Below are 26,011 nucleotides of genomic sequence, written 5' to 3'. Positions count from 1 at the left end.
TTTAAAGTATTAATGTTTTCACTTTACGACCTTCTATAAGGATTATATATAATGTGGTTTAATTTCAAATTATCCAAAGAAGACGAAAACGATGCTGATTTAACCTTACTGGCACCAATATCAGGGACTGCAATTCCCATTGAAGATGTGCCTGATGTGGTCTTTTCTGAAAAGATTGTTGGAGACGGTATTGCCATCAAACCTACAAGCAATAAGGTCGTTGCTCCGTGTGACTGTGTTGTTGAATCAATTTTTAAAACCAAACATGCACTGATACTGAAGACAATTCCGTATGACCTTCTCCTGTTTATTCATATAGGTATTGATACCGTAGATCTTGGCAGCAATGAAATCTTCTCACCTGTCGTAAAGGAAGGTGACATCATAAAAGCAGGTGAATCAATTATGGATTTCAATCTGGAACTGTTGCAGAAGCGACTCAAATCCACTATTTCACCTATTCTCATTTCTGCGAACTCATTACCTAATCTGATTTCATTAGAAAAAATGACAGAAAGGTGCACACACGGAAGCACACCAATCATGAAGATTCGCATTAAAAATAATAATGAAAACGCCAAAGAGGATCAGCCTCAGCGTTAGAAAGAATACGTAAACTGTAAAAGGCATGATATTTAATATCATGCCTTTTTTGTATATTTCATCCTAAAGTACAAAAAAAGAGGGAGTCGTTAAACTCCCTCTTCTTCAATCAATTAAACAGATATCTGATTAGATATTGCTTACGATTTCTTCTACGGTCTTCTTAGCATCACCGAAGCACATGTAAGAATTTTCCTTGAAGAATAATGGGTTCTGAACACCTGAGTAACCAACGTTCATAGAACGCTTGAACACGATTACGTTCTTTGCATTCCAAACTTCAAGTACAGGCATACCTGCAATTGGGCTGTTTGGATTTTCAAGAGCAGCTGGGTTTACGGTATCGTTAGCACCGATTACGAGTACTACGTCGGTGTCAGAGAAATCATCATTGATTTCATCCATTTCAAGAACGATATCATAAGGAACCTTAGCTTCAGCAAGAAGAACGTTCATGTGACCAGGTAAACGACCTGCTACAGGGTGAATACCGAAACGAACGTTAACACCCTTATCACGTAACTTTTTGGTAAGTTCAGCAACTGGATACTGAGCCTGAGCAACAGCCATACCATAGCCTGGGGTGATAACTACAGAATTTGCATTCTTAAGCATATCAGCAACGTCAGAGCACTTAAGTTCACGAATTTCACCCTGTTCTTCATCTGAAGAAGCAGCTTCTGGCTTGTTACCGAAACCACCGAGAATTACAGAGAGGAATGAACGGTTCATTGCCTTACACATGATGTAAGAGAGGATTGCACCTGAAGAACCTACTAATGAACCAGTAACAATGAGTAAGTCGTTATCAAGCATGAAACCAGCAGCAGCAGCAGCCCAACCTGAATATGAGTTCAGCATTGAGATTACTACAGGCATATCAGCACCACCGATAGAAGCTACCAGATGAATACCGAATGCGAAAGCGATGATGGTCATTGGGATAAGACAGCCTAACTGAACTGCATATGAATTTGTAGCGAGGAATACAACCATTAATACGGCTGAAATAACCAGAGCTAAAACATTCAGAAGGTTCTTACCAGGTAATACGAGAGCCTTTGACTTGAAAATAACGAGCTTGAATGAACCGTTAAGCTTACCGTAAGCAACGATAGAACCGGTGAAGGTTACAGCACCGATGAATACGCCAAGGAAAATTTCAACGAGGTGAATATATAATTCCTTTCCGCTTAAGCCGGGAACTGCTGAAACTTCAGAGGCCTTCTTGATAGCATCGGCAGACATCTTCTGAAGCTCAGCAATCTGATCAGGAGATGCACCGGCTGGAACATTAATGCTGATAGCATTTGAAACAGCACTTGGTTCAAGGCTGAAGAAGCTGTTGAAGCCAACTAAAACGGCAGCAAGACCAACGAAGCAGTGAAGCATTGCAACGAGTTCTGGCATCTGAGTCATTTCAACTTTCTTAGCAAGATACAGACCGATACCGGCACCGATAACGATTGCTACACCGATGATAACCCAGCCCCAGCAGGTATTTACGTTTACGAGTGAAGCAGCTAAGGCGATAACCATACCGATAATACCGGAGGTACAGCCTAATCTGGCAGTTTCCTGCTTAGATAATCCAGCCAAACTCAAAATAAAGAGTAAGGCGGAGATAATGTATGCTACATGAATTAAACCAGTCATTTCTTAATTATCTCCTTAATCCTTTCTGAACATCTTAAGCATACGCTTGGTTACTGCGAAACCACCAAAGATATTGATGAAAGCAATAAGAATAGCAACCAGACATAAAACATAAATTAACGCGTTAGGCTGATAGGTTGAAGTGCTTACGAGCTGAGCAAGAGCACCAACAACAATAATACCTGAAACAGCGTTAGTTACAGCCATTAAAGGAGTATGAAGTGAATGACTTACATTCCATACAACATAGTAACCTACTACACATGACAGAACGAATACGGTGAAGTGAGGTAAGAAAGATTCAGGAGCAACAAAGCCGATTAATGACATAACTACTACGAGAGCAGCAAGAACTGCATACTTAACTGCCGGACTTGCAGGCTTCTTTTCTTCCTTTGCAGGAGCGGCGGCTGCCGGCTTCTGTGGAGCAACACTTACACTGATCTGTGGAGGCGGGAAGGTAACTTCGCCATCTCTTACGATGGTCATGTTGCGTAATACAACATCTTCAAAGTTTACATTGATGTTACCATCTTTTTCCTTTGATAATAACTTGGTTAAGTTAACCAAGTTAGTAGAATACAGCTGTGAAGACTGAGTTGGTAAACGGCAAGGTAAATCAGTATAACCGATAATCTTAACGCCGTTGGTGGTAAGAGCAACTTCACCAGGAACGGTGCATTCGCAGTTACCGCCGGTAGCGGCAGCCAGGTCAACGATTACAGAACCAGCCTTCATGCTTGCAACCATATCAGCAGTTACAAGTAAAGGAGCCTTCTTACCAGGAATAGCAGCGGTAGTGATAATGATATCAACTTCCTTAGCCTGTTCTGCAAAGAGTTCCATTTCAGCCTTGATGAATTCAGGGCTCATGGTCTTAGCATAACCGTCAGAAGAACCACCGTCTTCCTGCTTGAAGTTAAGCTTTAAGAATTCACCACCCATTGAGTGAATCTGGTCAGCTACTTCTAAACGGGTATCGAAAGCGCGAACGATAGCACCGAGAGAACTTGCAGCACCGATTGCTGCGAGGCCGGCAACACCTGCACCGATTACGAGAACCTTAGCTGGTGGAACCTTACCTGCTGCAGTAACCTGACCGCAGAAGAAGCGGCCGAATTCATGAGCTGCTTCTACAACTGCTCTGTAACCGCTGATGTTTGCGGTTGATGAAAGAGCATCGAGAGCCTGAGCTCTTGAAATACGAGGCACCATATCCATTGCTAAAACAGTAATCTTCTTAGCATTGAGCTTTTCTACGAGCTCTGGATTCTGGCGAGGCCAAATGAATGATACTAAAGTAGTACCTTCTTTGAGCTTTTCAATTTCTTTATCATTTGGAGCAAGTACCTTGTAGATGAGTGGGCTAGACCAAACATCAGCACTATTACCAATAGTTGCACCTGCAGCTACATATGCATCATCTGCAAAGTTGGCAGCTTCACCTGCACCTGATTCAACAAGAACAGTGAAACCTAACTTCTGGAGAGCGGTAACTGTAGTAGGTGTTGCAGCAACGCGAGTTTCTCCCGCAAAGCTTTCCTTAGGTATACCTATCTGCATTTATTCACATTCCTAAATAAAAAAAATATTTAAAAGTTATAGTTATGTTTGTCACAAATAACAGTGAATTATACACTAATATTTACATAAATATGCATTAAAAATGTTATTCAGTACAGATTTTTTCAAATAAATTTTATTAAGACATTGATTTTATCTTTTTATAAACCTTTGTATTTACTCACTTTATCACGCAATATTAGTTACTTATTCGCACTCCTGTTCTTTTATGATTTTTTTTATTTATCATAACGTGAATTTACATATTTATTCAGAAAAAACGATTTCTTCTACGAAGAGTCGTACTTTTATAAATTTTTATGCACTTAAATGGAATACTTTACGTATATATAGTTAGGAATTTATGCCGACTGAAGGAGCCGAATATCCTTCGGCTCCTTTTTCTAAATGAAAGCTGATTTCTGTTTTATCTGTTCTGCAGAAGAACTCCACTGAGAGGTTCAACACCGTTCAGCTTGAACTTGATGGATTTAACTCCTGAAGGAGTATTGGTCTGTAAAGCGAAATGCAGATGAGGACCTGTTGTATATCCTGTATTACCGGACTGTGCGATTATCTGCCCCTGCTTAACAACATCCCCTACTCTGACATACTGAGAATTTCCATTTAAATGAACATACACTGTAATTGTACCGTCATCATGCTGAATTCTTATGTAGTTGGCCATTGGTCTAAAACTTGGATTATTTCCGCCGGATGTTGATCCCATTCTCATATCAACGACCTTGCCTGCTTTAGCAGCAAGCACTGGAGTTCCCACCGGCATTGCCACATCAATTGCGTAACGGTTTTTAGGCCCCTGATGAGTAAAACCGCCTTCCCATCCCTGAGTAACCTTGAAAGCCCCTTTAAACGGAACAATAAGTTCATTAGGATTGGTTGTATAGTAAAAGGAATCCGAACCACGGAATATCTTACCTATATCAAAGGTTCTGGATAATGTAAGTTCCCCCTCGCCGCCATAAATAACGTAGCCGACAAGATAATTCTGATTTCCCTCGACTTCAATAGGTTCATCAAAAGGAATATTGGTATCCTTAATCAGTGATTTATCTGACGCTTTGATCTTTACCGTTACTTCACTGGCAAATTCATTAACAATATAAAGTTTATGAGTTTCAGGATCAAAACTTAACGATACCTTATCCTGCTCTGGTTCAACCCAGTCGTCATATGAATCGTACTGATACCCGCTACTCTGTGCCGAATTTTCATCATCAGTGTAATAAACAACACCATTTTCATCCACATAACGCAGGATTTTACCCTCTGCCGTGCCAAAACATGCGGCACCAATCACCAGAGAGGCTATTACAGAAAACAATTTATGAATCTTCATAATTAGAAAACTTATATTTAAAAATATTTTTACTTAAAAAACCATGGTATTAAGTTTTAAGAAAACGAAAGACTCATCAGCACACCATGCTCTCTTGAGCCGTCGGGCATAGGATAATAATTTTTTCTTATCATGTCCTCTTCAAAGCCCACACTTTTATAAAGATTAATGGCTTTATTGTTGGAAATTCTGACTTCAAGCATAACTTTGACAATTTTCAGCTCTTCTTTTAACTGTTTTATGCTTTCAAGAAGAAGCTTTTTTCCATATCCTTTTCCCTGATACTCTGCTGAAATTGAAATATTCTGCAGAGTGGATTCATCAAGTACAAAGTCATACACAGCATAGCCCGCAACATTATCATTATCGAGCAGGACATAAAATCTGTAATTATCTGCAATCGACTCAAGAATATTCTTTTCAGTCCACGGGTGCACCTGAACTAGCTGTTCAATGCTCAAAATTCGCTTTAGATATGCATCCAGCTCATTCCGGTGAATTCTCTTTATTTCCATTTTCAGTAAAATATTTTCCCAACTTTATTCTGCCGTTTTCCGTTTCCAAGAATCCTCTGCCAAGCAGCTCATTGAAAACCTGTTTTTTCTGCTCAAGTTCGCCATTACCTGTAATAACAATCTTTCTATCGGCAAAATCATCAGTATCAAAACCGATATATATGGTTTTCCCGTCACTGTCATCTTTATTCCAGGAAAAAGGAATATCGTTATAATCAAAAAAACCAGCCAGATTAAATATCCACTTGCACTTTTCAGGACTCTCTATAATGAAGCATGGTTTTTCAACCCTGGTTCTGACGATTCCAAGTTTTTCAACTTCCTGAACATATTTTTTCACAACGCTCCATAAATTTCTTTTTCCACTCTCTCCTGGGTAGACAGGAATATCCGGGGCAGAATTATCAGGAAGTACCTTTATTGAAGCAGGACATATGGTTAAAGTGCTTTCAGCATTTACACTCACCTTTCCATACCATCCGCATGGATAGGATATGTATTTCAGATATCCTACAAGATTAAAAACCCATTCCTTATTATATCTGTCTTCACCGACAAAAATAAAAAACGGAAAACTTCGCAGGACATCTGAATACAGGTTTTCCGAGGATGCATTTTTTATTAAGGAAGGCTTTCGCAATGAATACAGCTTTATATTCATTGACTGCAGTATTTCACTATTGATATTAGTCATTGTTAGATTCGAACCATTACACTGCCGAGGTTTTGACTGCTTTTAATTTTATATCCACAGTCAGAGATAACAGCTTCGATAACAGACAGTTCCATTTCATAATCTGAATAAACGTTAACAAGATCCTTTTCAATAAAAACTTCAACTTTCAGCACACCGGTAAGCTGTGAGACAGCAGAAATTACTCTGGCTGCACATTTTTCACACCGCATACCCTCAACAATAAACTTTGAATGGTAGCATTCAGTCTTGGAAAAGATTTTTAAAAAATTAAACATCTACTGGCTCCGTCTTTTCAAAGTGAAACCCTGATTATCACCTAAGCATGACCTATTGTATATCATTAGAAGCCTGTTGTAAGTCAACTTTCTTCCAACATTGTGAAAACGACAGATTAACGGACTTCTTTGCTCCCCTTCCTTTTTCTCTTATTTTCATACATCAGTTGATCCGCTTTTCTCAAAACATCATCAACAGACGCCATGTTACTTAATTCACTGACAGCACATCCTATCGAAATATGAATCTGCTCCCAATCATTTTTTGCCTGTTCGTTAACAGTATTGCAGTTTACCTTAAACAAATTGATCAATTCTGTACGATTCTTAAAATCTTCATTCAATAAAATCAGAGTAAACTCATCTCCGCCTATTCTGAATACAGGGCTATGCTGAAATACTTCACAGATTGCCTTTGCGGCAGTTTTTAAATACACATCCCCTTTTTCATGTCCGTATTTATCATTAATAACTTTAAGATTATCACAGTCAAACATGCAGATACCGAATTCCACAACATCCTTCTTTTTAATTCTTTCTTTCAAATGCAGTATGTAATCATCATATCCACCTTTGTTTCGAACACTTGTAAGGGCATCCACAAAAACACGATGACTTAATTCCCGAACCTTCATACTGTGTTTCTTGGCTTCATTCTTGGCACGTATAAGGCGATTCTGTACCACAATAAGCCATAACATCGAAATAATTAACGTAATCAGGAAAATCACAATTGCCTTATTGTCGCAAATCAGTTCCCATACTGTCATTTTTCCTTCTTCAGAAAAGTATTTGGTCAATGAGGCATGGACGTAGGATGTAGGTACAATGTTTGTGGTTTTGGCAACAATAGAATAGAGTTCCATGTCTCCTTTTTTTACGGCAAATCTAAAATCCAGATCCTTTGCCGTATCCAATGCAACAAGATGATACTGGCTACACAATCTGCTGATGCTGTTATACCTGTAGTTGGAAATCAAAAAACCTTCAGCCTTCCCATTGGCCACGTCTCTTATACACGCATGAACATTGTCACAGTTATATATCTGCCAGTTGTAATATTTGGTTTTCACTATGGATTCATAATTATCATCACCACCGACTACTGCAACTTTTATGTACTGCATATCTTTCAGATATTCAACATTTGATGCTCGAACCACAAGATAAAGATTCGCATTAACAATGGAAGGTGTAATAAGAACACCGGCCTCTTCAGCATCATAAACACTCAGATTTGAAGGGAATACAGTATCAACCTCCCCTCTCTGCATTGCAGACATGGCATCGGAAATTGAATCATAGGCTTTTGTTTCAAAATTTAATATGCCATTGGAAAAACTGGTTCTGGCCTTACGTAAATAATCCTTGAGAGCCCCTGTTACCTGTTCTGTTTCTTTATCCTTAGCGCAATAAGCAAGATAATCATCCACATATCCAACTCTGATTGTTTTGTGTTCTGATAACCACTGCTGTTCATCGTGAGTGAGATAAGTGATTGCTCTTGAATTACGAATATATTTAATGAACAGCTCATCGCCATAATAACGGTTTTCGTCCTGAATCTTCCCCATGGCAACATTCAGTTCATCCAGAATGTCTGATCTTTTTTTGCTTACGGCAAAAAAGAAATCTGAATAACCAATCTTTACCACTGGTACAATGTTTTCAACAGAAAGATAATTATCCACAGATACAAAACCATCAATCTCGCCATCTTTCAGGAGTTTCATTGATTTTGACTCACCATCAGGGAGTTCAATCAGTTCAGTCTGAATATTATGCTGTTTCTCCCACTCCTTGAAAAATTCCAGCTGAACACTCTGTTTATTTACACCTATCTTCTTGCCGTTGAAGTAAGAAAAATCTTCGTTATATTCCGCTACCTTGTCTCCATTCATAAACAGATAATATTCCTCTGTTCCCATTGGATATGAAGAAAACTGAACAACGTTTGCACGTGCTTCCGTATAGGACACACCTCCAAGCATGTCAATTTCACCATTAATGAGCTTTTGTACAAGCTGTCCCCAGTTACCTTCAACATATTCGTAGTTCCATCCGGTGTATGCGGCTATCTTTTGTTGATATTCATAAGAATAACCGGTTCGTCTTCCTGAACCATCAATGTTATTGTAAGAAGAATCAAACCAACCTACGCGCACAACCTTAGACGGTTCCTCTGCCACGGCATCAGCCAGAAGCAGAAAAACTGCAGGTAATAACATAACAAATAAAGCACAGATTCTGATCAGTTTCATATTGGTATTTTGTCACTCTATCAGGTTATAATCATTCACTCTACTCAGCAATGTACCGCCTAATAAAAAGCTGCTGATAGAGTCAGAGCATCGTAAAAAATCAAAAAACCTTAATTCCTTACGAAGGATAAAAATTTGAATACATCAGTCAACACGTTTAATACATTTTAATCACAGAAAATCAACAGCATGCTGTTAGAATATACCACATTACGAATAAATAAAAAATGCTACAATCAAAATTTTAGACTAATGCGGATAATATTAATAATAGCCTGTCTATAACGTGTTTACAAAAAACATACTTAATTACTTGATAAATTATCACAATTTACATGAAAATATTTTCATAAAATATTAACTTCATCAAAATATAGTTACCCACTGTTTTGCATGTTCTTATTGTGAACAATCATTCAATTAAATGTGTACATCTTTTTGTTAACAACTCATACTGATTATTATTTAAACAACAAATAATTATCCCCAGTATTTCGTAAACAATACTCAATATCAATCAACAGATATCCACATATAACCACAACCGCTCCTTTTATTATGATAAGCTTAGCTGAAATTGCTATACTCTGAATATTCCGACGGAAAGAAAAAGAGCCTGTCACCCAAACATGACAGACTCTTCATAAAAAGTTATTTCAATAAAGAATAAGCTTTAGATATTATCGGTAACGATTTCCTTGTTAAATACCTTTTCACAGAAACGGCATTTAAGCTGGATTTTACCATTCTTATTAATTACCTTGAAATTGGTAACCGCAGTCTTTTCAACATTTGTAATGCAGTTGGAATTAGGACACTTGAATACAGCAGTCACACTTTCCGGCAAATCTATATTTCTCTTGTTTACAACCTTATAATCTTCAATGATGTTAACAGTTGCATTTGGGGCAAAAATACTTAACTGATTTGCCTGTTCTTCAGTAAAACGAACATTTTCAACCTTAATAAGATCCTTATGTCCGTTAGCTTTTGAAGGAAGGTTAAAACCGACGGTTATACGGTCATTATTATCAAGAATATGGAAATGCTTGAGAATATTCAGTGCCTGTCCTGCAGGAATATGATCTATTACAGTACCATTCTTTATGGCTTCAACCTGAAGCTGTTCTTTTTCGGTCATGTTAAACCTCTTCGTTTAAAACTAATGACAATAAAGCCTGGCGGGCATAAACACCATTGGCAGCCTGCTGGAAATAATATGCATAAGGAGTCTTGTCCACTTCAGCGGTAATTTCATCAATTCTTGGCAGAGGATGTAACACCTTAAGATTAGGCTTTGCGTCTTCAAGCAGTTCAGGAGTAAGAATATACTTGGCTCTTATGTGACGATATTCAGTTTCGTCAAAGCGTTCCTTCTGAACTCTGGTCATATACAGAATATCAACTTCAGGAATAACATCTTCCATTCTATCCATAATATGATATTCGATATTGTTTTCTTCGTACTCATCAATAATATATTCAGGCATGGCCAGCGAATCAGGAGATACCAGGAAAATCTTCGCATTATACTTGCATAAAGCCTGAGACAGAGAATGAACCGTTCTGCCGTATTTAAGATCACCTACGAATGCAATACTTAAATTATCAAGATGTTTCTGAGTTTCAAAAATTGTAAATAAATCGAGAAGAGTCTGTGAAGGATGCTGATTAGAACCGTCACCAGCGTTGATTACTGGCACTGGGGATACGTCAGCTGCAAGTCTTGCCGCACCCTCATGATGATGTCTCATCACAAGAGCATCTGCATATGAGGTAATAATACGAATCGAATCTGCAAAAGTTTCACCTTTCTTGGCTAAAGAGGTATTGCTTGCATCAGAAAAGCCTATAACTCTGCCTCCCAGGCGCTGAATTGCAGTCTCAAAAGATAATCTTGTTCTGGTAGAAGCTTCGAAGAAGCAACTAGCGACAAGTTTATTTTTAAGAAGATCAGTACGAGGATTGGATTTTAACAGCTGAGCTGTGTGGATAATCAATTCAAGATCGTCACGAGAAAATTCAGATATTGAAATGATGTCTTTCTGGAATAAATTGTTTGCCATCATCTTTTCCTGGTTTGACTAACGTAGATATTATCTACTCTCATAAACCCAGCAAGGCTAATGTGACATAAAGAATCAGGTTTCAGGACATCAGATTAGCGTTGCTATCTGAAGTACACATTATATAGCTTTATTCCATCTTAAAAAATAAAAAAATTCAGTTATTTGATTTTTTAATAAAAAATGGTCAATCATAAATTGCGCAAAGCCCCTATTTGTATACGTTTTATACATATAAACAATTTTTTTTTACAAAAGTGATTTTTTTCTTTATTTTTACTTAATTATATGTATAATTGTTCATGTGCTTAGGGGCGTAGTTCTAATGGTAGAACAGCGGTCTCCAAAACCGACGGTTGTGAGTTCGAGTCTTACCGCCCCTGCCAAAAGCAATTCTCTGACATTTTCCTTTTTCAATCTTTTATCCAATTATTTTAGTAATACCCAATACTGTTTCCATTAAAATGTCCGTTTTATTCTCCGAATAATTTGCCGCTGTCTTAAAAAAAAAACAACTCCTTTAAACAGATAAATCAAAAAAGGATCCACAAAAGATATAAGAAACTACTTGCTGTAATAATATTTGATTCCGTTAGACGGCTTAAAATAGGTTCGAATGTAACCGTCAGTTGATACAATCACAAACTCGTTTGTGATTTCAAGATAGTAAACATCATCGCCATCATCCATCTCAACCTTGTGAAAAGATGCGGGATTGTTTACAACATTCAATGCGGCTTCCTGATATGCCTGAGCATTGGAAAACCCCATTTCTCTTCCGTGTTTTTCATAATGCTGGTTTAAAAGTCTGTCATTTCTGAAAGTGTAATGATGTCTCAGCTGCTGAGAATCAGCATATGTCTGAGTTCGTTCAGAATCTTGGACACGCTCCGTCTGCTGCTGATAAGCTTCAGGTTCCAGAGAAGTGGGTAATTTAGCATCACCGTTAGTCCATAAACTGGCAAACTCGACTCCTATAAGCAGAAGTATAATACCTATGATACTGAACCTTCCTCTTCTCCCGTAACTTCTACCATAACCTCTTCCGTATCTCTGAGAGGAACCGCTGAATAAAAATCTTAAAATTATTTCCAGAATACTTTTCTGCATTAAATCCTACTCCTGAAACATTCAGAAAAAAAACAACTGTTCCACAAACTTAAATTTTCAGATACTCAAGCATTTTAGCATAATCGTCTGCAGCCTTTACTTTATCATTAGCCATAACGATAAAACCATTCTCGTCAATGAGATAAGTTGTTCTTACAACCCCCATATACGATCTTCCGTACTGTTTTTTCTCTTTCCACACGTCATAACTTCTGATCACGGCAAGTTCTTCATCAGAAAGTATAGTAAACTGCAGTCCGAACTTATCAGCAAATCTGCCGTGCGAACCAACAGAATCCTTGCTGATACCTAAAACAACTATTCCGTTATCAGTAAATCTGGCAATATTTTCAGAATAGCCACAGGCCTGTTTTGTGCATCCGGAAGTATTGTCCTTGGGATAAAAATACAGAACTACCTTTCTCCCGCGAAAATCTCTCAGTTTATGAATAATACCATTCTGATCCGGTAATGCAAAATCAGGAGCAATCGTACCGACTTCGAGCATAAGCAACCTCTCGGATATAACTATAATAAATGAACTCTGATATATTATATTATCAGGATTACTTTCAAAAAATACAATTGAACAAAAATGCTAAGCAATAGATGGTATTAAAAGAATAAGAGAAGAAAAAACGGAAAAAATTCAAGAGATTTGATGGTGGCCCATTCCTGACTTGAACAGGAGACCAAACGATTATGAGTCGTCTGCTCTAACCGACTGAGCTAATGGGCCAATGAATTAAGACATGTGCATTATACATATGTGATTCATATTTGTCGAGTTTAAACTTCAGTATTTGCTCAAAATCACGGTTATAACCAATCATTTGACTAATATTTATCCACAGCTTCATTCAAAAAATAATGCCGATACTGTTTTAAACGGTATCGGCATTAATTATTCAGAATCCATCAGAAATTAATCATCAAGGAAGCTCTTGAGAGGTTCAGATCTGCTTGGATGACGCAGTTTTCTCAAAGCCTTGGCTTCAATCTGACGAATACGTTCTCTGGTAACATCAAACTGTCTGCCGACTTCTTCAAGAGTATGATCTGTATTCATACCTATACCGAAACGCATTCTCAACACCTTGGCTTCTCTCGGAGACAATGCAGAGAGTACCTGTTCGGTTACAGCCTTGAGACTTTCTGAAGTTGCCACATCAGATGGCAGAGGCAGTGATTCATCCTCAATAAAATCTCCTAAATGCGAATCATCATCATCACCTATAGGAGTCTCCATGGACATAGGTTCCTTGGAAATCTTCATAACCTTGCGAATCTTATCTTCAGGAATTCCCATTTTCTTGGAAAGTTCTTCCGGAGTAGCTTCTCTGCCGTTTTCCTGAAGCATCTGACGAGATACTCTGTTGAGCTTGTTAATGGTTTCGATCATGTGCACAGGGATACGAATGGTTCTGGCCTGATCGGCTATAGAACGTGTAATCGCCTGTCTGATCCACCAGGTTGCATAGGTAGAGAACTTATAACCTCGACGGTACTCAAACTTATCAACCGCCTTCATCAGACCGATATTACCTTCCTGAATAAGATCAAGGAACTGAAGACCTCTGTTGGTATACTTCTTTGCAATGGAAATAACCAGACGAAGGTTTGCCTCTATCATTTCAGACTTTGCATTTCGAGCATGAGCATTACCAACCTTCATATTGGTGTTGATTTCACGAATCTTGCAGATAGGAAGACCGGTTTCACTCTCGATTTCACGTAAACGCTCTACGATACCGGTAATTTCCTTCTCATACCCCTTCATTCTTTCAGCAAAAGGCTTCTTGAGCTTAACAATCTTCTCAAACCATTCCATTGAAGATTCTTTCTTTGATTCAATGTACCTTACACGGTAATCTTCTGGCTTCATACCGCATCTGATCATGATTTCACGGATTCTTCTTTCCTGAACCTTTACCTTATCCATAACATCATTCATGTTCTTGATAAGCTGTTCAAAAACCTTCGGTACCAGACGGAACTGCTTGAATACTTCAGCAAGTTCCTTAATGGAATTCTGTGTTCTCTTTGAATCACGGCCATACTTCTTAAGACATTCAGTGGTATTGTTATATTTGTCCTTAAGCTGTTCAAACATCTGAGCGGCATAAACCGGATCAGGACCGGATTCATCATCATCCATCATTTTTGAAGACTTTTCTTCGTCTTCATCATCTTCATCGCCGTCTTCGTCATCATCGTCGTCGACCTGAACCTTGTCTGATGAATCATCACCATCATCATCAATGGATGCTTCACCATCCTGATCTATGGAGGCGTCGATATCAAGATTAACGTCGTCTAAAACTACTTCGTCTTCATCGTCCTTGACTGCAACTTCCTCTTCTTCATTACCTGTATTTTCAGCAAAACCTGTAATGATATCACTGAGTCTGATCTGTTCATCCACATACTGATCATACAGCTTAAGCACAAAATCAATTGCGCTTGGATATTCTGCAACACAGCTCTGAACCTGATTGATGCCGTTTTCAATTCTCTTGGCGATATCAACTTCTGCTCTTCTGTCAAGAAGTCCCACACTGCCCATTTCACGCATATACATTCTTACGGGGTCTGTGGTCTTACCGATATCAGAAATGATATTTTCGATTTCTGCCACATTCTGAGGCAGCATTAAATCATCTGTTGACTCCGGTGCCTTTTCACAGATCTGAATATCCATGTCGGCACATCTTTGAAAAAACTCTTCCAGCTTCTCAGAATCTAGATATTCTGCCGGGAAAAATTCCTTTATTTCTTCAGTTGTTAAGTAACCTTTGGATTTGCCATCTCTTAGAAGTTGCTTCAAAGAAAAACTAACCGGTTTACTATCCATTGCTTAACCTTTCTAATTTTGTTTAAGATAACGCCGCAGTTCATGCAGGAAGCAGAAACTGAAGCCCTTTGGCGTATTTCCTGTTTTTTTGAATTTCAATAATGTATAGCTGTCTTAACTAAATATATGCCGACCAGTCTATCTAAAGTACAAACAGAAAAAAATAATAATTACACACTAAGCAGACACATTATTATAAATACTTATCAGGCTTTTTTCAAAGACCAAACAAGATCTTTCGTGAATAATCTCAAGCATTTTATTGCTTATCATTCCAAAAATATAACCTGGATCTATATTTATAAATTAATCTTCAGTCTACGTGTATACATAAGCCCGAAAATGAATTTTTCAATCAGATTTTTATAAAACCGTGAAACATATGTTTTATATATATTATCAACTGAAGCCGACGGACACCCGGCGGCTTCATAAGATCTGTGAATTTATTTGATATTTCTTAATTTTCTTTCCAGCAGTGTAGATAAAGCCATTTCTTCGTTAGTCAGATTTCTGCGTGAACTTTCCCGGCGCAGCCAGGATATTTTGGCTTCAACCGCTTCAGAAAGATACATTTTTATAAAAATCAGCATGCTGGATATTTTTACGTTCTCCAGACTGTCATCCAGCTTAACAGCTGCAAGAAGATTCATAATCCTCTCATACACCGAACCTCTGTACTGTTCAAGCAGTGCTCCTGTAGTTATATCCGGTTTAGCTCTGATTTTTTCAAGCAAATCAAGAACTATTGCCGCCTTCTGATCAGCATAATCACTCAGAAGTCTGTTCAGTCTGTCCTGTTCAGGAATCTGATTCACCAGATACGGATTCTGAATAATTCTGGCAACAAGTCCCCGTAAGGCGGTTATCTCAATCTGTGAATTCTGATTCTGAATCTGCGAACGCTCCTGCGGCTCACTTTCATGAACATCCGTCTGTTTGTTCTGAAGGCAGATTTCAATACGTCTTTCCTCCCACCCTACAAGTTTCGCCATGGCCACAATCAAGGACTGCAACATTATAGGAGCATCTGTAATCCGTTTTACCAGACTGCAGAATTCATCCACGGCTTTAATCTGACCTTCATCAGACCCAAGATCATAACGATGACTGAGTTCACTCATCAGATAGTCTTTAAAAAACAGAGAATTTTCAAGGTATTTTCTAAAACCGGCAGCCCCCTGTGCACGAACAAGCGAGTCGGGATCATGTTCCTTAGGAAGGAAGCAGAAAGACAGCACCTTATCATCCCTTACGGCAGAAAGAGTAAGACCGAAAGCTCTCCATGCCGCATGGCGACCGGCATCATCACCGTCATAACAGAAAACTATCTTATCGGTCTGTTTGAACAGCAGACTCAGCTGCATAGGAGTCGTAGCAGTTCCGAGAGAGGCGACCGCATTATGCACTCCATACTGATCAAGAGCTATAACATCCATGTACCCTTCAGTGATGATTATGCAGTTAAGTTCCTCCTTTGGAAGTTTTCTGACATAGTCTAGATTAAATAACTCGTACCCTTTTTTGTATATTTCACTTTCTTTGGAATTGATGTATTTAGGCTTTGAATTATCAAGAACTCGTCCGCCAAACGCTATCACATTACCTTTTTTATCTCTAATTGGAATGATCACACGATTACGGAACATGTCATAATAACGACCGGATTCATTTTCCTTTATCAGTCCTATATCAAGAAGCTTTGAAACCTTGTCAGGATTCTGGCGACTGTCCGCACATAATGATTTGAAAATAAAATCCCAGTTATTCGGAGCAAAACCAATCTGATACTTTTCTATGGTTTCCTGAGTTATACCTCTATTCTGCAGATACTGACGGGCTTCCGGATGTTTAAAAAGCTCCTGATGATAGAAACCGGCGGCTGCTTTCGTTAATTCAAATGTATCCAGTGTTTTTTCCGGATTGTATTTTGAATTTTCATCATACTCAACTGAAATACCGGCAATTTTGGCAACTTCTTCAACAGCTTCAGTAAAGTTCACATTGTCATATTTCATTATGAAACGGTATGCGTTGCCGGCTTCATGGCAACCGAAACAGTTAAAGAACTGTTTTTGAGGACTTACACTGAAACTCGGAGTCTTTTCTGAATGAAAAGGACAGCAGGCCATATAGCCCGAACCGGTTTTTTTCAGTTTAATACGTGAACTGATTACGTCAACTATGTCAACTCTTTCAAGGAGTTCGTTTATAAAACTTTCTTTAATTCTTGGCATATTACAATCCTTCACACATACATATACTATCTTATTTCTAAATTTCGACCTTAAGTTTTATAAATTTTTATTTCATTCTCAGTGGAATACATGAAACACAGCATTCAGTCCTGTCAGTTGTACTGGTTCATTCCACCAATCCGGACATCATAAAATAATTACCATGAGTCCATAAATATATAAAATCAGTATACACGAAACAAAGAAGAAATATAAACATATTTTTTATTCTGTTCACCGTATTCACTTTATTTAACCAAAAATGACCTATTCATTTTTAAAACTGTGGATACTGCTCTGACAATCATACCTTTTTAATAAATGTGTTATGATATACCCTGTTTTTTAGAGGTGTTAACTATGTCTGTCTATTTTATTGGAGATGTGCATGCCTGCTTTCATGAACTGCAGGATCTGCTTAACGTAATGGAATTCAATCCGAATGATGACGAACTTGTTTTAACCGGGGACATCATTGGCCGGGGACCTCACCCGCTTGAAACCATCGAATACGTCAGAAGTTTAGGAGACAGAGCCCACATGGTTCTTGGAAACCACGATCTCAATCTTCTGGCAGTTATCTTCGGCCATAACCAGCCGAAGAAAAAAGATAATCTCAGCCCCATTCTGAAATCTTCAAAAATCGACTCCATCACAGACTGGCTGAGAAAACAGCCTCTGCTGTATATTCACCCTGAAATACCCGTATGCACGGTTCACGCGGGAATTACCCCTCAATGGAATATCGGGACTGCCATCAGCTGTGCCAGAGAAATGGAACAGGTCATACGTGATGAAAAACAGTTGGACAACTTTCTTTCAGAAATGTACAGTGACGATCCTTCTTGCTGGTTTGACAACCTTTCAGGTATATCAAGATTAAGATACATTACCAATGTATTTACCAGAATCAGATTATGCTATGCGGATAAAAGTCTTGATTTTAAAAATAAAAACTCCCCTGAAGAAGCCAGAGAAGAAGGACTGGTTCCATGGTTTGATCTGCTTAGTCATGATGCACTGAAAGCCGACAGAGACTATACACTGGTATTTGGTCACTGGGCAGCACTTACCGGTAAATGTCTGCATCCCAGAATAAAATCGCTTGATACCGGATGTGTATGGGGAAACCGTCTGACCGGATGGTGCTATGATACAGACACAATCTACAGTGTACCAAGCAGACAGCCAAGCAAGTTCGACAAATAACAGCAAGAGAGATAATTATGATTTTATCCATTATTGTAGCGCACACCAGAAATATGGTTATCGGCAAAGATGGAGGTATGCCCTGGAGCCTGCCTGCAGATTTGGCTTATTTTAAAAGAACCACCATGGGTTCTCCAGTACTGATGGGAAGCCGCACGTTTAAAAGTATAGGCAGACCGCTTCCCGGAAGGCTGAACATTGTTCTTACCAGTAACCCTCAGTCTTCGGAAAATCCAAACCTTAAATACGTAAAAACTGTAGAGGAAGCTTTTGAAGCCGCCAAAAATGCATCAGAACTCTTTGTTATAGGCGGAGGTTCAATATATAAACAGTTTATAGACAGAGCTGATCGTCTCTACATTACTCTTATCAATACAGATATTGAAGGTGACACATATTTCCCTGAGTACAACAGGAACTCCTACAAAATCATCAGAACAGAACATTACAGTGCTGATGAGAAAAACAAATATGATCTGGATTTTATAACTTACGAAAAAATCAGATAAATGTTCAGGCCGGCTATAGCAGTCAGCCGGCCGTTATTTCCTTAATACTTTTTCTGTCTACGTCATAACGCCGGCAGAATTCATCCAGTTCCTTATCTGAAGTAATCAGCATTACCTCTCTGAAATGTCCGTTTCTTAAATTGGAAAATCCGGCCACTTTTTCGCCGGTACAGATACCTATACGTAATACAGGTTCTTCTATCTTCGGATCATACGGCGTCTGTTTAATCCGTCTCCGAGCAAATAAACTGTCGAACAATCCCATATCTACCTCTCATAGAATCACAGCAACCGAATCCTGCCATACGGATAAAGAATAACAGAACATCCGTAACAGATCTCCATCTTCACTCATAATAATAAAAAGGCGGGAAAAAATTTTTCCCGCCCTCAATATCAATCAACGTCAGACTGTTCTGTAAAAACTACTCTTTTGACTTTTGATTTTCATTTTCAGAACTTTCTTTGTCTGAATTGCCAACATCTTCAAATGAATCGTCTTCTTCCGGTAAATCATCATCCTCAAATGACTCTTCATCAAAATCATCAAATTCATCATCAAAGAAATCGTCATCAAACTTAGGCTGAGGAGGTTCAGGCTTATCCCATACAAAGTTCTCGTTGTTAGCCTGAGCCTTGTCTTCATCAGTCTGAGCTTCTTCATTCATTCTGATGGCCTCAAGCTCATTCATGACGTCACTGCACAGAGGTTTAACATTAATTCCTGCAGCAGCAGAAATAACATAGTACTTCTGATCCTTGCGATCCAGTCTGGTAAGGATATCATCAATAATTTCCTTAAGTTCATCTTCAGTATGAATATCACACTTGTTGAACACCAGCCATCTGGTCTTCTGTGCAAGCTTTTCACTGTACAGAGCAAGTTCCTGTTCAATGGTTATAATGTTTTCAACAGGATCAGAACCGTCAACAGGCTGAAGATCAACAAGATGCAGAAGAACACGACAACGTTCAAGATGTCTTAAGAACCTGTGACCGAGCCCAGCCCCCTGTGACGCACCTTCAATCAGACCTGGTATATCCGCAACAACAAAGCTTCTTCCTTCCCCTACTCTTACAACGCCGAGTGACGGCTCAAGAGTAGTAAACGGATAATCGGCAATCTTAGGTCTGGCCGCACTTACAGAACTTATAAATGTTGACTTGCCGGCATTAGGCAGACCAAGCATACCAACATCAGCCAAAAGCATCAGCTCAAGACGCAGGTATCGTTTGTCGCCGGAAGTACCATTGGTTTTCTGTCTAGGAGCACGATTGATAGAGCTCTTAAAACGGGTATTGCCTAAACCATGGAAACCGCCCTTGGCAACCAGAAGAACCTGATTTTCCTTTATAAGATCGCCTATAACTTCACCTGTATCATCATCTATAACACGAGTTCCCAAAGGCACCCTGATAATGATATCTTCCCCAGCGGCACCGGTACAGTTGGCCGGACCGCCGTTCTTACCTCTTCCAGCCATGTAAAACTTCTGAAACTGAAAGTCTATCAATGTATTAACGCTGGTATCAGCACGCATATAAACGTCACCGCCATTGCCGCCGTCACCACCGTCTGGACCGCCTTTAGGGATAAATTTTTCTCTTCTAAAGCTTACAATACCGTTACCGCCATCGCCGGCTTCAACACGAATTTTAGCTTCATCAACGAATTTCATTATGATATTTCCTTTCAGTAAATCCGTTAAACATAAACCTACAAAAAAAAAGACTCTACCTTAACACATAGGGCAGAGTCTCTTTGTCAATCTCTTAGATATTAGTCAGCGATAACGCTTACATATCTACGATGCTTAGGGCCACCAACGGTGTACTTAACCTTACCATTGCTGGTTGCAAATAAGGTATAGTCCTTTGCAACACCTACGTTGCTGCCTGCATGGAACTGAGTACCACGCTGACGTACAAGAATACTACCAGCTGAAACAGCCTGACCATCGAAAATCTTAACACCTAAACGCTGACCTTGGGAGTCACGACCGTTATGTGTACTACCACCAGCTTTCTTATGAGCCATTGTCTACTCCTTATGCATTAATACCGGTAATTTTAACCTGAGTGTACCACTGACGGTGACCGGTAACCTTCTGATGATGCTTACGACGACGGAACTTAGTAATACTAACCTTTTCGCCACCAATAGACTTAATTACTTCAGCAACTACCTTACCACCTTCTACATATGGAGCACCAACCTTTACGTTGTCTCCATCGGCAACCATGAGTACCTTGTCGAAATCTACAGAATCGCCAACGTTCTTAGAAGCGTCTAAATCAACTTCTAATACATCGTCAACAGCTACCTGGTACTGCTTGCCGCTAGTTGAAATAACTGCGTACATTATATAATCCTCTTAAAAGTACCCAGCTAGGCTAGGTACATAAAAATTCTTAACATGATAATGGTGCGAATTATACAGATTTGTTATCCTTTATGCAAGGTAAAATTTGAATAAAATCAAAAAAAATAAATTTAGCACTTTGATACTAATCTGCTATGGGAAAAACACAGCCATATTCCTGTAAATCTTCTGAACAATCCACATATTGAGAAGTATTACAATCTAATCTTTTTATTCACATATCATCATTTATAACTTAATTATGCGATTTATGTAATATAATAAGGAGATAATCTCTGGCATGACAGCATCAGATGCTGTCTTTTATTAGATAACATTATTAGCAATTAGGTGAAAGATATGTCTGAATCTTTATTTATGAAACTGACTGAAGAGCCGGTCAAAGAAATAGACAGGTTGATCATAGAGCAGATCAAATCACCTATAGAACTGTTAAATCAGGCATGCTATCACCTGATAACCGCCGGAGGTAAACGCATCAGACCAAGGCTAATGACTCTTATTACCGGCCTTATTTCTCCGAAAGATATTTATAACGAGAATATTCTGTCTCTGGCGGCAGCCGTCGAAATTCTTCATACTGCCACACTGATGCACGACGATGTCATAGATGAAGGTCTTATGCGCAGAGGTATCCCGAGTACCAACAGTGCTTTTGGAAACAAGGTGGCTGTTCTCGGAGGCGACTATCTCTTCACCAAAGCCTATAACGCAACAATTAAAACAACTGACGCGCGTATCAGCAGAACTTTTTCTGATGCCCTGACCACTCTTGTTCAGGGAGAACTCACCCAGATGTCAAACACAGCCAATCTGGAGGTTACTGAAGAAAGTTACTTTAAAACCATATATTCCAAGACTTCAGTTCTGTTCGAAATCACTACAAAGATTCCGGGATTAGTCCTTAACTGCAGTGACGCAGAAATTGAATCTCTGGCAAAATACGGCAGAAACATTGGCTATGCATTCCAGATAGCCGACGATATTTTGGATTACACCTCCGACAGCAGCGTACTCGGTAAAAACATTGGCCGTGACATAGAGGAAAAGAAAATTACCCTGCCGTTAATCTATACCATTCACAACAGACAGGGCATTTCTCCTGAAACAGTTTATGCAGCCATAAACGGCAATGATATTGATGCCATTATCAGACTCATCAATGAGACTGGAGCCATCAGCGAATGTGACAGAGTAGCTGACAGACTGATTAAGGAAGCAATTGAAGCAATAAGCATTTTTAACGACTCAGAATACAGACAGGCACTCGGTGAGCTTGCTTATGCCTCATACAAAAGAAAGTACTGACACACATTGATAAACTGAAATTAAATAAAATCCTTTGCAGTATTTTATTTAATTTCGCAATTTCACACTCCGTTTTCTGACGGATACAGGCAATCTGACGCCTTGACAACCTCATCCTTTAACTTCATGAAAACTTCAACAATCTTCGGATCAAAGTGTCGTCCTGATTCGTCACGAATAATATCAAAAGCCTGTTCGTAGCTTATGGGCTCCTTATAACACCTTTTTGAAACAAGGGCGTCAAAGACATCGGCGATCGCCATTATTCTGGCACACAGAGGAATATCCTCTCGCACCAGATTAAAAGGATATCCGGTTCCGTTCCATTTTTCATGATGGTAAGTCGCCATGTCCACTGCAGTTGAAAGCATCAGTGAACTTTCCATTCCTGAAAGAGTTTCAGCAATCATCTTTCCGCCGATTCTGGCATGAGTCTGCATAATCATGAATTCATCCACGGTAAGTTTTCCCGGCTTACATAAAATCACGTCTGAAACAGTTATTTTACCGATATCATGCAAAGGTGCCGCAGCAACACATGATTCGCAGAAATCATCGGTAAGCTCATCAAGATAATCCCCTGCCTCAATCAGACCGCGTATAACGATCTCCACGTAAGCTGCCGTTCTTTTAATATGAGCTCCTGTTGAAGAATCCCGACCTTCGATTATTGAAGCAAATGATTCTATTATCTGCTTCTGCATCCGTTCAATCTTATCCTCTGCAATTTCATCCTTAAGGGCTATTTCTTTCAGGCAGCGCTGATAATCAATAACCCTTAAAATTCTTGAACTGATGGTGGAAATTGATGATTTTAAATTTATATAATCATCAACACCTAGTTCGAATGCTCTGTCTTCAACATAGGTATTTACACCGTTACCCAGTACCACCACTGGAATTGAACTGGTTAAAGGTAATCTTTTCAGTGACTCTATAAGGTGAATAGTATCCAGACCCTTGGTCTGCATGTTTATAATGATTAATTCAAAAGGAGACAATGCAGCGGTCTGCATGGTTTCCCTGACATTTGATACTTCCAGTAATCTGAACCCTTTTAAAAAATCCCCTAACACAAGAACATTATTCTTGTCATCATCAACAATCAGTATATTTCTCTGAAGCATCAAAACCTCTTGCCTGCCCGTTTATATTTACTTTATTTATCATCCCGTCTTATTTTTTCTTAATATTTAATTTCTTATTCCGACAGGTTAACAGTAACAGACCAGTTTTATCTTTTTATTTTTGTTTTTGTTTTTTATGTACTGTTTTGAAAATCAAAATAATGATTTTGATATTTTATTATAAAGAATGTGTATCTTCTCTGAAATTGACTGAATAACGTAATCACATCACGTTTTAAATACTTTTTTGCAACAATTTTATAACATTATCTTTTCAACAAAAAAAGAGTCTGACATCTGTCAGACTCTTTCAGTATTTATATCTTTACAGAAAAATACGTATTACCTAAACTCCGCACGCCCTAGTTTATAACTAGGGCGAATCTCATCATAAAACCATTAAATATCACATTTATTCCCATGTTTTTAAAAAATTCTCTTTATTTTTTTTCGTTATGGGTATAACATAGTCCATGATATATCTAATGAACTATTTATATGACAGACTCAACAGACATCAAGTGGAATTTCTCCAGTTATACAGACAAAAAAGGTAGAACCTACATCATCTCTTACTACAATAAATGGGATTCAGTAAAAAAGCAGTCACGTGTCGCCAAACGTATTCATGTAGGCAGACTTAATACCGATAACGGAAAGGTTTCATTGGGAAAAACCTATCTTGAACAACACCCTGAATATATAGACTGTTCTGTCTTTTATGAAGACAACCGACTTGTTGTCAGGTCTGATGAAGAAGCTTTATCCATTCAGCGGGATGCTGATATTGATTTGTCCTGGAGATGTGACTGCATCTCATTCGGTCTGACCTATTCCCTGTGGGAAATGGCAAAACGATATGGAATAATCAGTTCATTAAAAGCAGCTTTTGGAGAAGATGGCATTGAGCTTCTTAGACTCGGTATTTATGAGTTATGTTCTCATGCCATGGCCATGCATAATTATGAAGACTGGCTTTCCATGTATTATCTTCCTGATGCCCAACCTTTATCCAGTCAGAAAATCAGCAGGCTTCTGGCCACTGTTACCCAGGAAAAAATAGACAATTATTTTAAATTACGCCTTTCGAGACTTACTGAACTTCATCAGCAAAGAAAGGAATATGCCCATAAGAAAGGGCAGTATGTACCTCCCATGATGATGGCCATGGATTCAACCAGCATCAGCACATATTCAAAGTCGATTGATGATGCGGCTTTTGGTCATGCCAAACAGGATGACTTTCTCAAACAGGTTAATCTGACTCTATGTGTGGATTATGAATCCGGCGATGTCTGTTATGCATATGAATCAGAAGGCTCTGTTAACGACATGACCATATTTCCGGATATTATTATGCGGATGAGAAACATTGGTATGGATCTGTCTGACATTTTAGTAGTTACAGACCGTGGTTATTCCTCTGTTATGAACGTTCAAAAACAGATTAACGTTCAAATAAAATTTCTAACTGGTGTTAAGCTTACAGAAGACGCCGTAAAGGCAAAGATTGACCGATATAAGGAAAGACTGAGCAATCCTGTTTTCATGAATGGAGCCTTGGGTGTTTATGCCAGAACCGGTGAAGTCGAGAAATGGAGCTCTACCTGCGACGGTTATACCATAGACCATGATGTCTACCTCCATCTTTATCACTCAGGAACTTTAGGAGAACAGGAAAATGTTAACTTCATGCGTGATGTACAGAGACTTTTAGACATCCAGAACAACAAATTAAAAATCGATCGGAATTTATGGCAGAGATACTCAAAATATTTAGAGCAGGATAAGAAAACAAAGACCTGGTATCTGAAAGCTGACGCAGTGGAAAAAGCCTGCCGTTACAATGGATATTTCGCTTTAAGAACCAATGAAATTTCCAACCCGTTTGATGCTCTTGTTATATACAGAGAAAGGAATATCGTAGAAGTAGCCTTTAAACAGTTTAAGGTTTTGAACGGAGGAGAACGCCTCTATGCCACCGGTTCAACATATAAGGGAAAAATATTCATTCATCTACTGGCTCAGACCTTGAGGATGATGATGTGCGTTAGCGCTGCCGGACATAAAGCGGACGGAAAGGTACTTCCAGGAGAATCATTGGAAAAGGCAATGATACAGCTTAAAAAGCTTCAGGCCACAAAGGCACCGGGAAGAGGTACTTACATAACAAAAGAGATCCCTAAAAAAACCAGAGATCTCTTCGACTTGTTCGGCATACCTTACCCAAAGAAGCAAATCAAAAATTAGAAACTATGATCTGCGGAGTTAGGGGTA

Annotated in this window: 23 protein-coding genes and 2 tRNA genes; 6 read left to right on the top strand and 19 right to left on the bottom strand. The window is 38.8% G+C overall.

Annotation, left to right across the window (positions count from 1 at the left end; translation table 11 throughout):
- The first annotated feature begins 51 nt into the window (after positions 1–51).
- Positions 52–603, top strand: a complete 552-nt coding sequence (locus tag BMY80_RS00720; RefSeq protein ID WP_051621742.1) for a PTS sugar transporter subunit IIA — start codon at positions 52–54, stop codon at positions 601–603.
- A 129-nt stretch (positions 604–732) separates the two neighbouring features.
- On the opposite strand, the gene pntB is transcribed toward BMY80_RS00720, so the two are convergent.
- From pntB to pyrB, 9 genes are all read right to left on the bottom strand, one after another.
- On the bottom strand, positions 733–2,259 hold the full coding sequence (pntB, locus tag BMY80_RS00715; RefSeq protein WP_093139976.1) for a Re/Si-specific NAD(P)(+) transhydrogenase subunit beta: 1,527 nt from the start codon (positions 2,257–2,259) through the stop codon (positions 733–735).
- Positions 2,260–2,274: 15 nt separating this feature from the next.
- A complete protein-coding gene (locus tag BMY80_RS00710; protein ID WP_031580120.1) occupies positions 2,275–3,822 on the bottom strand; it encodes a Re/Si-specific NAD(P)(+) transhydrogenase subunit alpha in 1,548 nt (515 codons plus the stop codon).
- Positions 3,823–4,249: 427 nt separating this feature from the next.
- Positions 4,250–5,182, bottom strand: a complete 933-nt coding sequence (locus tag BMY80_RS00705; protein WP_093139972.1) for a M23 family metallopeptidase — start codon at positions 5,180–5,182, stop codon at positions 4,250–4,252.
- A gap of 56 nt (positions 5,183–5,238) precedes the next feature.
- Positions 5,239–5,643, bottom strand: coding sequence for a ribosomal protein S18-alanine N-acetyltransferase (gene rimI, locus BMY80_RS00700; RefSeq protein ID WP_177178450.1), 405 nt, complete (start codon positions 5,641–5,643; stop codon positions 5,239–5,241).
- A 25-nt stretch (positions 5,644–5,668) separates the two neighbouring features.
- Positions 5,669–6,391, bottom strand: coding sequence for a hypothetical protein (locus tag BMY80_RS00695; protein ID WP_031580116.1), 723 nt, complete (start codon positions 6,389–6,391; stop codon positions 5,669–5,671).
- Between the two features lie 2 nt (positions 6,392–6,393).
- Entirely contained in the window at positions 6,394–6,669 is a 276-nt protein-coding gene (locus BMY80_RS00690; protein ID WP_031580115.1) for a heavy-metal-associated domain-containing protein, read from the bottom strand.
- 116 nt (positions 6,670–6,785) lie between these two features.
- The gene (locus tag BMY80_RS00685) at positions 6,786–8,930 is read right to left on the bottom strand and encodes a transporter substrate-binding domain-containing diguanylate cyclase (RefSeq protein WP_093139969.1); all 2,145 of its coding nucleotides are present in this window, start codon (positions 8,928–8,930) and stop codon (positions 6,786–6,788) included.
- A gap of 673 nt (positions 8,931–9,603) precedes the next feature.
- Positions 9,604–10,071 carry an aspartate carbamoyltransferase regulatory subunit gene (pyrI, locus tag BMY80_RS00680; RefSeq protein WP_031579755.1) on the bottom strand — a complete coding sequence of 156 codons (468 nt, stop codon included), beginning with the start codon at positions 10,069–10,071 and terminating at the stop codon, positions 9,604–9,606.
- A 1-nt stretch (position 10,072) separates the two neighbouring features.
- Positions 10,073–10,996, bottom strand: a complete 924-nt coding sequence (gene pyrB / locus BMY80_RS00675) for an aspartate carbamoyltransferase (protein ID WP_031579756.1) — start codon at positions 10,994–10,996, stop codon at positions 10,073–10,075.
- A gap of 310 nt (positions 10,997–11,306) precedes the next feature.
- Between pyrB and BMY80_RS00670 the strand changes: the two genes are divergently transcribed.
- A tRNA-Trp gene (locus BMY80_RS00670) sits at positions 11,307–11,382 on the top strand.
- Positions 11,383–11,560: 178 nt separating this feature from the next.
- Here the strand turns inward: BMY80_RS00670 and BMY80_RS00665 are convergent.
- From BMY80_RS00665 to dnaG, 5 genes are all read right to left on the bottom strand, one after another.
- Positions 11,561–12,106 carry a hypothetical protein gene (locus BMY80_RS00665; RefSeq protein WP_093139966.1) on the bottom strand — a complete coding sequence of 182 codons (546 nt, stop codon included), beginning with the start codon at positions 12,104–12,106 and terminating at the stop codon, positions 11,561–11,563.
- Positions 12,107–12,155: 49 nt separating this feature from the next.
- Positions 12,156–12,614 (bottom strand): thioredoxin-dependent thiol peroxidase, encoded by a 459-nt coding sequence (gene bcp, locus BMY80_RS00660; RefSeq protein ID WP_031579759.1) that lies wholly within the window; start codon positions 12,612–12,614, stop codon positions 12,156–12,158.
- A 154-nt stretch (positions 12,615–12,768) separates the two neighbouring features.
- Positions 12,769–12,845: transfer RNA gene (locus BMY80_RS00655), tRNA-Ile, on the bottom strand.
- Positions 12,846–13,031: 186 nt separating this feature from the next.
- A complete protein-coding gene (rpoD, locus tag BMY80_RS00650; RefSeq protein ID WP_093139963.1) occupies positions 13,032–14,960 on the bottom strand; it encodes an RNA polymerase sigma factor RpoD in 1,929 nt (642 codons plus the stop codon).
- A gap of 446 nt (positions 14,961–15,406) precedes the next feature.
- Positions 15,407–17,197: a DNA primase gene (dnaG, locus tag BMY80_RS00645; protein WP_093139960.1), complete on the bottom strand. Its 1,791-nt coding sequence runs from the start codon at positions 17,195–17,197 to the stop codon at positions 15,407–15,409.
- A 360-nt stretch (positions 17,198–17,557) separates the two neighbouring features.
- On the opposite strand from dnaG, the gene BMY80_RS00640 reads away from it, so the two are divergent.
- The gene (locus BMY80_RS00640) at positions 17,558–18,406 is read left to right on the top strand and encodes a symmetrical bis(5'-nucleosyl)-tetraphosphatase (RefSeq protein WP_093139957.1); all 849 of its coding nucleotides are present in this window, start codon (positions 17,558–17,560) and stop codon (positions 18,404–18,406) included.
- 17 nt (positions 18,407–18,423) lie between these two features.
- Positions 18,424–18,915, top strand: a complete 492-nt coding sequence (gene folA / locus BMY80_RS00635) for a type 3 dihydrofolate reductase (RefSeq protein ID WP_093139954.1) — start codon at positions 18,424–18,426, stop codon at positions 18,913–18,915.
- A 22-nt stretch (positions 18,916–18,937) separates the two neighbouring features.
- Here folA and BMY80_RS00630 read toward each other — a convergent pair whose 3' ends face one another.
- The 4 genes from BMY80_RS00630 to rplU form a co-directional block, all read right to left on the bottom strand.
- Positions 18,938–19,174: a hypothetical protein gene (locus BMY80_RS00630; protein ID WP_218140301.1), complete on the bottom strand. Its 237-nt coding sequence runs from the start codon at positions 19,172–19,174 to the stop codon at positions 18,938–18,940.
- Positions 19,175–19,340: 166 nt separating this feature from the next.
- The gene (gene cgtA, locus BMY80_RS00625) at positions 19,341–20,594 is read right to left on the bottom strand and encodes an Obg family GTPase CgtA (RefSeq protein ID WP_093139950.1); all 1,254 of its coding nucleotides are present in this window, start codon (positions 20,592–20,594) and stop codon (positions 19,341–19,343) included.
- A 101-nt stretch (positions 20,595–20,695) separates the two neighbouring features.
- Positions 20,696–20,953: a 50S ribosomal protein L27 gene (rpmA, locus tag BMY80_RS00620; protein ID WP_031579767.1), complete on the bottom strand. Its 258-nt coding sequence runs from the start codon at positions 20,951–20,953 to the stop codon at positions 20,696–20,698.
- Between the two features lie 10 nt (positions 20,954–20,963).
- Positions 20,964–21,278 carry a 50S ribosomal protein L21 gene (rplU, locus tag BMY80_RS00615; protein ID WP_031579769.1) on the bottom strand — a complete coding sequence of 105 codons (315 nt, stop codon included), beginning with the start codon at positions 21,276–21,278 and terminating at the stop codon, positions 20,964–20,966.
- 360 nt (positions 21,279–21,638) lie between these two features.
- On the opposite strand from rplU, the gene BMY80_RS00610 reads away from it, so the two are divergent.
- Positions 21,639–22,607, top strand: a complete 969-nt coding sequence (locus tag BMY80_RS00610) for a polyprenyl synthetase family protein (RefSeq protein WP_093139948.1) — start codon at positions 21,639–21,641, stop codon at positions 22,605–22,607.
- A gap of 62 nt (positions 22,608–22,669) precedes the next feature.
- On the opposite strand, the gene BMY80_RS00605 is transcribed toward BMY80_RS00610, so the two are convergent.
- Positions 22,670–23,734 (bottom strand): HD-GYP domain-containing protein, encoded by a 1,065-nt coding sequence (locus BMY80_RS00605; protein WP_093139946.1) that lies wholly within the window; start codon positions 23,732–23,734, stop codon positions 22,670–22,672.
- 498 nt (positions 23,735–24,232) lie between these two features.
- Here BMY80_RS00605 and BMY80_RS00600 point away from each other — a divergent pair, with 498 nt between their 5' ends.
- A complete protein-coding gene (locus BMY80_RS00600) occupies positions 24,233–25,984 on the top strand; it encodes an IS1634 family transposase (RefSeq protein WP_093139944.1) in 1,752 nt (583 codons plus the stop codon).
- Positions 25,985–26,011 lie beyond the last annotated feature (27 nt).

This window comes from Ruminobacter amylophilus, from assembly GCF_900115655.1.
Taxonomy (GTDB): domain Bacteria; phylum Pseudomonadota; class Gammaproteobacteria; order Enterobacterales; family Succinivibrionaceae; genus Ruminobacter; species Ruminobacter amylophilus.
Note: the sequence above shows the minus strand (reverse complement) of the source record. Positions and strands in the feature narration are given on the sequence as shown.